This is a genomic window from Acinetobacter sp. YH12120 (genome assembly GCF_013418795.1).
GTDB classification, from domain to species: Bacteria; Pseudomonadota; Gammaproteobacteria; order Pseudomonadales; family Moraxellaceae; genus Acinetobacter; species Acinetobacter towneri.
Genome location: NZ_VPBI01000006.1, coordinates 33857 through 46638 on the forward strand (window position 1 = coordinate 33857; position 12782 = coordinate 46638).

Here is a 12782-nt window from a genome sequence, read left to right on the forward strand (position 1 = left end):
CAAATCCTAAAGGATTAATCACCTGTATAACCTTTTAACTTTAAACGCGCTGCGTGTAAAAGTGGCTCTGTGTAACCAGAAGGTTGCTCGCCACCTTTGAAGATCAAGTCAGATGCAGCTTGGAATGCAATGTTATTAGCAAAGTCGTTAGACATAGGCGTGTATAGTGGATCATCAGCATTTTGTTGATCTACAATTTTCGCCATGCGCTGCATTACTTCTTCAACCTGTTCACGCGTTACAATTCCGTGACGTAACCAGTTGGCAACGTGCTGAGAAGAAATACGTAAAGTTGCACGGTCTTCCATCAGGCCCACATCATTGATGTCTGGAACTTTAGAACAACCTACACCCAGATCAACCCAACGAACGACATAACCCAAGATACCTTGGCAGTTATTTTCCAGTTCTTTTAGTTTCTCTTCTTCAGACCAGTTGGTATCAGTTGCAAGAGGTGGAGTTAACAAATCATCTAAAGGCAATGCTTCAGTTGCAAGCAATTCTTGCTGACGGTTTGCTACATTAATTTGATGGTAGTGAATCGCGTGAATCACTGCACCTGTTGGAGACGGAACCCATGCACAGCTTGCGCCTGCTTCAGGATGTTCAGTCTTGGTTTTGTACATGTCTAACAGCATGTCTGGTTTTGGCCACATGCCTTTACCAATCTGTGCTTTACCACGTAGACCTGTTTGTAGACCTACCATGACGTTACGGTTTTCGTAAGCTGGGAACCATTTTTGGCCTTTGATTTCGCCTTTACGAACAAATGGACCTGCTTCCATGAAGGTATGGATTTCATCACCTGTACGATCCATGAAACCGGTGTTAATAAAGATGGTACGGTCTTTCGCCTGAGCAATACAGTTTTTCAGGTTAACAGAGGTACGACGCTCTTCATCCATGATACCGATTTTCAGGGTTTTAGCAGGTAAGCCAAGCGCTTGTTCAGCACGTTCAAACAGCTCAACCGCAAATGCTACTTCTTCTGGACCGTGCATTTTTGGCTTAACGATATACATAGAACCGGTACGTGAGTTCTTGATCGTGTTCTCACCACGGATATCAGCCACAGAAAGCAATGGAGTGACCAATGCATCCATGATGCCTTCATAAATTTCTTCGCCATCTACAAGGATCGCCGGGTTTGTCATCAAGTGACCCACGTTACGAAGCAGCATCAATGAACGGCCATGAACCTTGGTCTCACCGCCTTCAACATTTTTGAAGGTGCGGTCAGCATTTAGTTTACGGGTAATGGTCTTGCCATTTTTCTCGATAGACTCTTCAAGCGTACCTTTCATCAAGCCTAACCAGTTACGGTAGCCTTCAACTTTTTCTTCAGCATCAACTGCTGCAACAGAGTCTTCCAAGTCTTGAATCGTCGTTACAGCCGCTTCAAGCACAACATCTTTCACGCCAGCTGCATCTGTCTGTCCAATTGGGCTGTTTGCATCAATCTGGATGACTGCGTGCAGGCCGTTATTTTTCAGTACGATTTCAGTTGGTGCAGAAGCTTCGCCATTGTAACCAACGAATTTAGAGCTATCCGCAACAGTTGTTGTAGAACCATCTTTTAGGCGAACAACAAGTTTGTTTGCTTCTACAGCATATTGAGTCGCGTCGGCATGTGAACCTTGCGCCAATGGGAAAGTTTCATTTAAGAAGTTTTTCGCGAATGCAATTACTTTTTCACCACGAACTGGGTTGTAGCCTTTACCTTTTTCTGCGCCATTTTCTTCAGAAATAACGTCAAAACCGTAAAGTGCGTCATATAACGAACCCCAACGTGCGTTTGCTGCGTTCAAGCAATAACGTGCGTTACGTACAGGTACTACGAGCTGTGGACCAGCCAATAATGCGATTTCTTCATCAACATTTTCGGTGGTAATTTGAAAATCTTCTACTTCTGGTAATAAGTAGCCAATTTCAGTCAAGAAAGCTTTGTAAGCTTCTAATTCAAATGTATTATTGCGGTGCCATTCATCAATTTTAGCCTGAAGCTCATCACGCTTTGCGAGTAATGTTTTGTTCTTAGGGCTAAGATCGACAACGACTTGCTCAAAGTTTTTCCAGTATGTATCACTGTCCAAACCAGAACCTGGTAATGCTTCATTTTCGATGAAATCGTAAAGTTCTTTAGCAATCGCTAACTTGCCTTTTTGAATACGTGCAGTCATTGTCTTTCCTGATATTGCTACTTTTTATACAAGAGATTCTAGTATACTGATTTATATTTAGCTGAATAGTATTATCACATTTCAAAATAACGATCATTTATTACAAGATGAATGACAACAATCATCATAAATCCTGATCAGAAACACGACACTATTACTCATCTAAATACACTTTTACAGTGTATAAAGTTTTTGAAATGTCGAAATTAGACTTAAGTTCAGATTTTGTTGTAAAAATCGACGTCAGTCTTATTGCAACCCTTCAAGATTAAGCCATGTTTATGACAAAATGTCGATAAAACCAACAGTCACATCTTTTCTATCATAAAAAAGCGCCTAGTTCTAGGCGCTTAAAAGATCAACTGATTTGATGTTTGGCTTCGGTGGCCTGTATCTGTCGATGTTCTTCATTTAAGTAATCATCAGACTGCATTTCCAATAAACGTGAACGTGTGCGTTCAATTTCAAATGCCAGTTTTTCGCCCTGATAAATTTCAATAATCGAATCTTCAGAAGTCAGTAATAACTTGACACCACGATCATAAAATTCATCGACCAAATAAATAAAACGACGTGTTCCTTCAGACAAGAAGTCTGTTAAATGCGGTACATTGCTCACCAAAACCGTGTTGTAGATGTTGGCAATTTCAATAAAGTCTGCAGGACTACGCGGTTTAAAGCACAGTTCTGAAAATTCACACCACAACACATCTTCAGTATGCGCAATTGTTTCAACAATACGTTGGTTGATAATAATTGGCTCAGAAGAATAATGTTGTGTATTACTCAAAGCACTGAAACGCTGTGCCATCCAGTTTTGATTATCATGCGTTAAAGGCGATTTAAATAATTGCGCCTGTTTCAAAACACGTAAGCGATAATCTACACCAGCATCGACATTTAGCACTTGGCAATGTTTTTTGACCATTTCAATGGTTGGAATAAAACGATCTCGATGGATACCATTTTTATATAAACCGTCTGGGGCGATGTTAGATGTTGCCACCAAAGTAATGCCACGATGGAATAATTTTTGGAACAAGTCACTCAGAATCATCGCATCAGTCACGTTAGATACGAAAAATTCATCGAAACAAATCACCACTGCATCTTTATAAATTTGGTCTGCAACAGAATCGAGCGGGTTACGCTGCCCTGAAAGTTTGTTCAGTTCACGATGCACATGCTGCATAAAGTGGTGAAAGTGCATACGTGTTTTACGTCTAAATGGAATCGAGTCGTAAAACTGATCCATGAGCCATGTTTTACCACGACCTACACCACCCCACATATAAACACCCTGTGGTGCTGTTTGGCGGCGGAAACGGCGGAACGCTTTTTTTGATGCTTTATAGCGTTGAATTAATTCCTGCCACACACGCTCAAGTTCGTGTACAGCCTGCGCCTGCGCATCATCTGGCATAAATTGTCCAGAGGCTAACGCTTGTGCATAACGCTCCGCAGGCGATAATGGAGTAAAGGCTGTGGTTTGTGGCGAATTAAAATCAGACATATTCATCAGTACTTATTTGGGCAAATAGATTATAACGAAGATCGAATCACGAGATATAGCACTTTGGCATAGTTTGCAAAATACTTAGGCTATTTTGTATATTGGCGTGGACTTTGTCCAAACCACCGCTTAAAGGCATGATTAAATGCTGCGGGTTCTGAATAACCAAGTAACTCTGCAATCATTTCAATTGAATATTCCTGATATTCAATTAATCGCAATGCTTTATCTTTGATGAGATCTTCACGAATTTGTTTATAACTGGTGTTCAGTTGTTGCAGTTGATGGCGCAATGTCCGTTCAGGAATTTGCAAAGCATGTGCTGTTTCTGCCATGCTCGGCATACTGCCCTGTTGTAACTCCAAATAATCTTTTACGCGCTGCACTACCGAAGGCGCATCATCTTCAAGTTTAAGTCGCTCTAACTCAATCACACACTTGGCTTCATAACTGCTAAAAGTGACTGCATCGGCAGAGGGAATACGTGCTGTGAGAACTGCATCATCAAACCAAAATGCTGCTTGTGATTGATTAAAAACAATATCTTGACCGTAATAATCATAAAAAGTTTGCAAAACTTCACTTTGCTGCGGCTGTACAAATGGCAATTCTATGCGAATACGTGGCGCACTCATCCCCATCATTTTATATAGGTCTTGAATAAATTTGAATGTGCCTGAAATTTCACACTGCGCACGTAATACACCTAAACTACTATGTAAATCATTGGGTTGATAACACAATGCAATATGTCGCGTGCTATGTTGTAAACTTAGTTTCCCGCTTAAATGCGTCAATCCCTGATATTGAATCCCTTTTTCTAATGCAGTGGCAATATCTGGACTGGTCACCAATAACATCAATAAAGGACCATAACCTGCCAAAGCATAATGCTGTCCAATAAACAGCCCCATTTCAGGTTCTACATCTTCACCAATGACTTTTAGAATATCCCATTCCAAACTCGGATGAATGATTGAACTGGTATCTAGCGCATCTGCACGCAAGCCGATACTTTGCAATTTTGCATCGACATCAACGCCTGCTTTACGCATGCCTTGTATTAAATACATTAAGCCAAGTATGGATCTTTTCATAAAATGAACAGTGCGAAACGGAATATCCTTTTTACCCGATTCGTCCACAGATAGAAATTGCCGAAAATATCAATTTTTATGTCAGCACGATCATGTTACCGCATGCTGGCTTATTCTATCCTGACTCAAACAAACTCAAATCAAACAAAATAAATATAAGGATATCTTCATGCAGGATGCAGCAGCGTATTATCAAGTCGCAATTATTGGTGCAGGCTTTGGCGGATTAGCCATGGCGATTCGTTTACTACAACGCAATATTCATAACTTTGTGATTTTAGAAAAGTCTGATGAAGTGGGTGGTACTTGGCGTGAAAATCAATACCCTGGTGCGGCTTGTGATGTGCAGTCGCATCTGTATTCATTGTCATTTGCACCCAAAACTGACTGGTCAAAACGCTATGCCGAAGCACCAGAAATTTTTCAATATATTCAAGATGTGGTGCAACAATTTAATCTGCGTGAATATTGCCAATTTAACAGCGAAGTGGTGCATACCGAATACCATGAAAAAGACTGTGTATGGCATGTTGCGTTAAAAGATGGCAGACAATTGAGTTGCCAATATTTAGTCTTTGCTTCTGGCCCACTGCATGTGCCACAAATCCCGCACATTAAAGGCATTGAAAAGTTTCAGGGCAAGGTTTTTCACTCGTCTCAATGGGATCATCAATACAACTTAAATAGCAAAGTTGTGGCATCTATTGGCACAGGCGGCAGCGCGATTCAATACATTCCTGAAATTGCACCTCAAGTTAAACAGTTATATGTCATGCAACGTACAGCTGCATGGGTCATTCCACGAGATGAACGCAAATATCTGAATATTGAGAAAAAACTGTTTAAACAAGCAGACTGGTTTAGAAAATTGCATCGTGCGCGTTTGTATTGGTCGAATGAATCACGTGCAATTCCAATCATGCAACCTAGCGTGATGAAATATACCCAAAAACTGGCAGAAGCCTTTATTCGTTTTCAGGTCAAAGACAAACAATTGGCACAAAAACTCACGCCTGACTACATTATGGGATGTAAACGTATTTTAGTGTCCAATAAATACTTCCCAACTTTTAACCGTGACAACGTCGAATTAGTGACTGATGCAATACAGGAATTGACTGCAGACAGCATCATCACCAAAGATGGTAAAATGCGAAAAATTGATTGTCTGATTTATGGCACAGGCTTTATTACCGATCCGCGTATCTATCTACAGCCATTTAGCTGCATTGGTGAACATGGCGTTGAATTAAAACAGGCATGGAAAGATGGCGCAGAAAGCTATTACGGCATTAGCCACAAAGGTTTTCCGAACCTGTTTCAGTTGCTTGGGCCAAATACAGTTTTGGCGCATAACTCGGTTATTTTTATGATCGAATCGCAAGTCGATTACATTCTGCAAATGATGGATTTGGTGGCACAATCACAGAGCAATGCAATTGTAGTAAAAGATCAAGTACAAGATCAATTTAACCACGATGTGCAAGACATGCTAAATAACACGGTTTGGCAATCTGGCTGTGTAAGTTGGTATCAACAAGATGGTGGAAAAAACTTTGCACTTTGGCCAACCTATACTTGGAAATATTGGCTAAAAACCAAGTCGCTGCATCCGAGTGATTTCAGATTAATCAGTAAAGCGGCATAAATTTCCGCTTTTAAAAGCAAACTGGCATAATCAACAGGTTTTTATCTATCTCCCACCTGTTGATCTCATGCAATCTCTTTGGCTGATTTTCCAATTACTCTGCTGTTTATGTCTAGGCTTTGTACTGGCAAAACGCCTCCCTCGAATAATCGAAAAAATTGCGTTTCAACTGCTTCCATATTTTAGCTATATCCTGCTAATTGCAATTGCGATGGAATTTTCACAAACGCTCGGTTCACTACAGCAGCCATCGCATATTCTATCTACAGCTTTACAGATTGCATTTGCTACATCAATTGGTGCTTTTCTGTGTTGTTATTTGCTTTACAAAGGTTTGGGGCTGCAAGCAACGCAAGGCAAAGTTTCATTACAGTTGTTGATTCAATCCTGCATCAACATCAGTTATGCCTTTTTTGCACTTTTGGCAGGCTACGTGCTGCATCTACTTTTTAGTGCTATGGATTTCCAAGTTCAGATCAACACTTGGTATTTACTGTTGCTGTTTATGTGGATGATTGGACTCGATCTCGCTTATTCGCCTTTAGATCGTTCTTGGCTGAATTGGAAAATTTTAATGGTGCCCGTAGGCTGTATTTTCGGTTCAGTTGCAGGGGTACTACTTTGCGCACTTTGGCTCCCCATCGCTCTACAAGATTTGCTTATGCTCTCACAAGGTTATGGATTTTATTCCATGAGCGGGATTGTGGTGTCGGAACTTCGCAATGCCGAATTGGGTAGTATTGCGTTAATGAATGATTTATTCAGAGAGATTTTTGCGATATTGCTGATGTATATTTTGGGATGGCGTTATCCACGTGCTGCAATTTCTGCCGCAGGCGCAACTGCCATGGACGTCACTTTGCCCATGGTAAAACAAGCCTGTGGCAACGATTTTATTCCACATGCCATGGTCAGTGGATTTGTATTGTCAATCCTTGCACCCATTGCTGTAAGTGTATTGGCTGCTATTTAAAAAGAATCAACAATTGTCCTCTCTCCCTCTGGGAGAGAGTTGGAGAGAGGGTTTGCGCTCTATTTAGGCGAGAGTTAGAGAGAGGGCTTATCTCCCTTTTAGAGAGTCAGCGATAGTAAAATTAAAGCGTCGCTAAAATATCTTTCAAAGTCTGACGTGGATTTTCAGATTTTGTAATTGGACGACCAATCACCAAATGCGTAGAACCATCCAGCATAGCTTGTTTGGGAGTCACAATACGTTTTTGATCATCGGCATTTGAGCCTTCAGGACGAATCCCTGGAGTTACTAAGGCAAAATCCTGCCCTAAGATTTCACGCAACATTTTGGCTTCTTGCGCAGAACACACCACACCATCTAAACCACTTTCTTGAGTGAGTTTAGCTAAACGCTGAACTTGCTCAAAAGGCTCAATATCTAAACCTAAATCTTTTAAATCTTCACGCCCCATAGAGGTTAGTACAGTCACTGCAATCAGTTGAGTCTGATAATTCCCTGCTTTTAAACGCTCCACACAGGTTTCCATCATTTTACGACCACCTGAGGCATGCACGTTGACCATCCATACGCCTAAATCTGCTGCAGCACATACAGCCTGAGCCGTTGTATTTGGAATATCGTGAAATTTCAAATCTAGAAAAACCTCAAAACCTTTGTCATGCAAGGCTTTCACGACTGCAGGACCTTCATGGGTAAATAACTCTTTACCAACTTTTACTCGACATAATGCAGGGTCTAATTGTTCTGCAATGGTTAAGGCGTCATATTGGCTTTTAGCATCGAGGGCAACAATGATACTCAAGAGAATTACCTATGGATTTGACAAAGAGTCGCTATTATAAAGTGATTCGTGCCAAGCAGATAGTCAAAAAGACAGCTTATCCCCCATCGCAGCGATAATCAGCCATTCGTCAAAGGCACACATAAAAAAACACCCCAAGATAACCTTGAGGTGTTGATGATCAATTCGCTCAACAGAGCAAATTAAAGTGCATTAGAAGAACGATCTTCAGTATGCACATCTAATACCGTTTTTTCATGACGAGTATGCGCAGCAGCTTCAGCAGCAGCCAGTTGAGCTGCATGAATTTGCTCTTTGCGTAGGTATTCAATATCTTTACGTAGTCGCTTAATTTCCCAACTATTTTGGAATACACGGAAAACCTGCACGCCCAACAATAACCCTAGCACCAAACCAAGTGCCAATGTAATCAGTAGCAATAGACCCAAACGCATTGCAGGCACTTGAGTAAATAACAGGTCAACTGAAAGTTCAGTGCCGTTTTGCAAAACCAATGCCAGAGAATATCCAAATAGAATAACTAAAATAGCGACTAGAACGTAACGCATAAACACCCCTAGGAATTTTATTTATTTACAGACTCGTTTACTGCATCACGTAGTGCTTTACCCGGTTTAAAGTGCGGTACAGCTTTAGCCGCAACTTCTACAGACTTACCTGTTTTTGGGTTACGACCTACACGTGGTTCACGGTGATGCAATGCAAAACTACCGAATCCACGAATTTCAATTCGGTTATCTGCCGATAGTGATGCAATCATTTGATCAATCATGATCTTCACAGCTTCTTCCACCAATGGCTCAGCCAAATGTGGATTTTTCAAAGCAATTCGTTCTATCAAATCAGACTTATTAAGTGCTTCAGTAGTCATCTGCGACCTCTTTAATTATCAAGCTACTTTTACCTAAACTGATAATAACCTGTTTAAATACAAAACGGTAGCGTAATAATTGAATACTACGCTACCGTTTACAGTATTTGTGTAAAAAGTATGTGCTAATTTACATTAACCATACAGTTTACCCGCAACTTAGTTGCCCATTTGAGCTTTGATCAAGTCACCAATTGTCTTAGGACCATTGTCTTGACCGCTAGTTGCAGTTTTCAAGTTAGCAACAGCTTCTTTCTCTTCAGCTTCGTCTTTCGCTTTGATAGACAAGTTGATAGAGCGAGATTTACGGTCTACGTTGATGATTTTCGCTTCAACTTCTTGACCAACTTCCAAGAACTTAGTTGCATCTTCAACGCGATCACGGTTGATTTCAGATGCTTTAAGTGTTGCTTCAACTTCGTCAGCTAACTTAACAGTTGCGCCACGAGCATCAACAGCAGTTACAGTACCTTTAACCAAAGCACCACGTTCGTTAGCAGCTAAGAAATCGTTGAATGGATCGCTGTTCAATTGCTTGATACCAAGGCTGATACGGTTGCCTTCAGCGTCTACAGAAAGGATAACCGCTTCAACAGTGTCACCTTTCTTGTAACGACGAATAGCTTCTTCGCCTTGCTCGTTCCAAGAAATGTCAGACAAGTGAACTAGGCCATCGATACCGCCTGGTAAACCGATGAAGATACCGAAGTCAGTGATTGACTTGATTGTACCTGAAACTTTTTCACCTTTGTCGTGGTTCTTAGCAAACTCTTCCCATGGGTTAGCACGAGTTTGTTTGATACCAAGAGAAATACGACGACGCTCTTCGTCCACTTCAAGAACCATAACGTCAACTTCGTCACCAATCTGAACAACTTTAGATGGGTGGATGTTTTTGTTAGTGTGGTCCATTTCTGAAACGTGTACTAAACCTTCAACGCCTTCAGCGATTTCTGCGAAACAGCCGTAGTCAGTTAAGTTTGTTACGCGAGCTTTAACGATAGAACCTTTAGGATAACGGCTCATGATCGCTAACCATGGATCTTCGCCTAATTGCTTAAGACCTAAAGATACGCGGTTACGCTCTTTGTCAAATTTAAGTACTTTAACAGTAACTTCTTGACCCACTTCAACCACTTCTGATGGATGCTTGATACGTTTCCAAGCCATGTCAGTGATGTGAAGAAGACCGTCAATACCGCCAAGGTCAACGAATGCACCGTAGTCAGTAAGGTTCTTAATCGTACCAGTAACAGTTTGACCTTCTTCAAGCTGAGCAAGAAGCGCTTCACGGTCAGCTGAAGATTCAGCTTCCATAACTGCACGACGAGATACAACAACGTTGTTACGTTTAGCATCAAGTTTGATAACTTTGAACTCTAACTCTTTACCTTCAAGGTGAGTTGTGTCACGGATAGGACGAGTGTCTACCAAAGAACCTGGTAAGAACGCACGAACTGGACCGATGTCTACAGTGAAACCGCCTTTAACTTTACCAGAGATAACACCAGTAACGATTTCGCCGTCTTCAAAGATTTTTTCAAGTTTAGTCCAAGTTTCAGCACGTTTCGCTTTTTCACGTGATAAAACAGTTTGGCCCATACCGTTGTCAAGTGCTTCAACAACAACATCAACGGTGTCACCAACTTGAACTTCAAGTTCGCGTTGTTCGTTTAAGAATTCAGCGCGGTCAACAACGCCTTCTGATTTAAGGCCAGTATCAACTGTTACCCAGTCAGAGTCGATGCTTACTACAACGCCTTGGATGACAGCACCCTTTTCAACGTTGAGGTTTAATTCGCTTTCTTCAAAGAGGGCTGCAAAAGATTCGGTCATGATATACCTGATAAAGTCAGCGGTCTTGGATCAGACAAGGCCGGTTTAGTTAAGCGTCTACATAGTCCGTATAGAACTGATCAAGCTATGCGTTCGCTGAATAGGTTTATTTCACGCGGTTAAGCGCGGCAAATAGCAAGCTTCTGATCGACATAAGCCGTCATTAATGCAAACACTTCATCAATGTTCAACTCAGAACTATCAATGATGTAAGCATCTTCTGCGGGCTTGAGCGGAGCAACTGTGCGCTCCATGTCTCGTTTGTCGCGAGCCTGTATATTCGCTAAAATGTCGCTTATTTTAGCATCCAGCCCCATACCCTGCAACTGTTTTACTCGTCTTTGTGCACGCGACTCTGCCGAAGCAGTTAAATAAATTTTAGCCTGCGCATTTGGAAAAATACTGGTCGCCATATCGCGTCCATCTGCAACCAAGCCTGGTGCTTGGGCAAAGGCATGCTGACGTGCAAGTAATGCTGTGCGCAATTCAGGTACTGCCGCAACTTTTGAGGCATATTCCCCCACACGTTCGGTACGTATGGTTTGCGTGACATCTTCACCATCAAGCAACACTTGTGTGCCATCTGGCTGGGTCACAAATTGAATATTGAGCTGTGTTGCAATGGCAACGGATTGACTCAGTTCAGTATCAAGTTGATCTAGCAAATTCTGCTTATGTAACGCCAAACCCAACAAACGATACAACGCACCAGAGTCGAGTAAATGAAACTGATAATATGCTGCCAATTTTGCCGCGAGTGTGCCTTTACCTGAACCGCTAGGGCCATCAATGGTAATAATTTGAACCGTCATGCTGTTTCCGAAATGATTAGAGAGATTTTGCGAGTTTGGATAAACCAATTTTAATTGCAGTTTTCAACTGCGCAAGAATAGCTTTGCTCACAAATGGAACTCGCGCTTGTAGCTCAATGCGATACGTGACCAAGGTTTTGTGATCTGCCACTTGCTGAAATTCAATGGTACCCAAATGATGTTTGATCAATGGATTTTTAATGATTTTATATTCAATCCGCTGATTCGGTTCAAGCACGGTAATTTGCTCTTGCAAAGGTTTAATTGGCCCAATCCCCATACGACGCACCGAACCCACCCCATCTGGACGTTCAGGATCGGCAGAATCTTTAATGCGTACCACTTGCATTGGTGCAAATGCGATATTATAAGTTGCATGTTTAGAAAGTAATTCAAATACTTGCGCAACTGGCGCATTAAATTCTTTTTTAATTTGAATAGCGTGCATAGTTTGCCCTGATGATGAATGCTGTGTTGTGTTTGATTTAGTTTAACGCAAATCAAGCCTAAAACTCAGAACTGGTTTTGATCATGAAGGTCATTTATCAACTGTTGCTGTTTTTGTTGTTTCTTTTGCGCCCGGCGCAGCTTAAAAAAGTCGCTCAATTGGGCTGAACATTGCTGTTCTAAACAACCTGATTGATACTCAAAAATATGATTGTAATAACCCGACTCTAAAAGCTTTCTGGCACTGATTAATGAGCCAGCTTTGGGTTCAGTTGCTCCAAATACCACACGTTTGATTCGCGCATGAATGAGCGCACCCACACACATGGTACAAGGCTCCAGTGTGACATAAAGCGTGGCATCTTCAGGTAAACGATAATTTTGAATATGATCACATGCTGCACGGATTGCCACAATTTCGGCATGTGCGGTTGCGTCGTGTAAGGAAATAGGCGCGTTATAACCCGCGCCAATCACTTGATTTTGACTAACGATGACAGCCCCCACAGGAATTTCCCCCTGTGCTGCAGCCAAAGCAGCCTGCGCATAGGCAAGCTGCATCCAGTCTTCATCACTATAGTTCTGTTCTGACATTTAAATATG

Annotated in this window: 12 protein-coding genes; 2 read left to right on the plus strand and 10 right to left on the minus strand. The window is 41.6% G+C overall.

Annotated elements, in window-relative coordinates; genetic code table 11:
* Positions 1-14 precede the first annotated feature (14 nt).
* The 3 genes from FTU58_RS05915 to FTU58_RS05925 form a co-directional block, all read right to left on the minus strand.
* Positions 15-2180 (minus strand): malate synthase G, encoded by a 2166-nt coding sequence (locus FTU58_RS05915; RefSeq protein WP_004976757.1) that lies wholly within the window; start codon positions 2178-2180, stop codon positions 15-17.
* 358 nt (positions 2181-2538) lie between these two features.
* Positions 2539-3693: a cell division protein ZapE gene (zapE, locus tag FTU58_RS05920; RefSeq protein WP_004976758.1), complete on the minus strand. Its 1155-nt coding sequence runs from the start codon at positions 3691-3693 to the stop codon at positions 2539-2541.
* Between the two features lie 89 nt (positions 3694-3782).
* Entirely contained in the window at positions 3783-4790 is a 1008-nt protein-coding gene (locus tag FTU58_RS05925; protein WP_171501106.1) for an AraC family transcriptional regulator, read from the minus strand.
* Positions 4791-4959: 169 nt separating this feature from the next.
* Here FTU58_RS05925 and FTU58_RS05930 point away from each other — a divergent pair, with 169 nt between their 5' ends.
* Together FTU58_RS05930 and FTU58_RS05935 are read left to right on the plus strand one after the other, a co-directional pair.
* Positions 4960-6438 carry an NAD(P)/FAD-dependent oxidoreductase gene (locus tag FTU58_RS05930; RefSeq protein ID WP_154320792.1) on the plus strand — a complete coding sequence of 493 codons (1479 nt, stop codon included), beginning with the start codon at positions 4960-4962 and terminating at the stop codon, positions 6436-6438.
* A gap of 67 nt (positions 6439-6505) precedes the next feature.
* A complete protein-coding gene (locus FTU58_RS05935; protein WP_004976767.1) occupies positions 6506-7411 on the plus strand; it encodes a lysine exporter LysO family protein in 906 nt (301 codons plus the stop codon).
* 121 nt (positions 7412-7532) lie between these two features.
* Here FTU58_RS05935 and pyrF read toward each other — a convergent pair whose 3' ends face one another.
* The 7 genes from pyrF to tadA all read right to left on the minus strand — a co-directional run bounded on the left by pyrF (position 7533) and on the right by tadA (position 12773).
* Entirely contained in the window at positions 7533-8213 is a 681-nt protein-coding gene (gene pyrF / locus FTU58_RS05940; RefSeq protein ID WP_019836519.1) for an orotidine-5'-phosphate decarboxylase, read from the minus strand.
* Between the two features lie 182 nt (positions 8214-8395).
* Positions 8396-8761 (minus strand): lipopolysaccharide assembly protein LapA domain-containing protein, encoded by a 366-nt coding sequence (locus FTU58_RS05945; protein ID WP_004976771.1) that lies wholly within the window; start codon positions 8759-8761, stop codon positions 8396-8398.
* A gap of 17 nt (positions 8762-8778) precedes the next feature.
* The gene (locus FTU58_RS05950) at positions 8779-9084 is read right to left on the minus strand and encodes an integration host factor subunit beta (RefSeq protein WP_004976773.1); all 306 of its coding nucleotides are present in this window, start codon (positions 9082-9084) and stop codon (positions 8779-8781) included.
* 159 nt (positions 9085-9243) lie between these two features.
* Entirely contained in the window at positions 9244-10920 is a 1677-nt protein-coding gene (rpsA, locus tag FTU58_RS05955) for a 30S ribosomal protein S1 (protein WP_004976774.1), read from the minus strand.
* A gap of 119 nt (positions 10921-11039) precedes the next feature.
* Complete coding sequence (gene cmk / locus FTU58_RS05960) at positions 11040-11732, minus strand: (d)CMP kinase (RefSeq protein WP_104851899.1); 693 nt, start codon at positions 11730-11732, stop codon at positions 11040-11042.
* 16 nt (positions 11733-11748) lie between these two features.
* Positions 11749-12180, minus strand: coding sequence for an SRPBCC family protein (locus tag FTU58_RS05965; RefSeq protein WP_004976780.1), 432 nt, complete (start codon positions 12178-12180; stop codon positions 11749-11751).
* A 65-nt stretch (positions 12181-12245) separates the two neighbouring features.
* On the minus strand, positions 12246-12773 hold the full coding sequence (tadA, locus tag FTU58_RS05970) for a tRNA adenosine(34) deaminase TadA (RefSeq protein ID WP_179990140.1): 528 nt from the start codon (positions 12771-12773) through the stop codon (positions 12246-12248).
* Positions 12774-12782 lie beyond the last annotated feature (9 nt).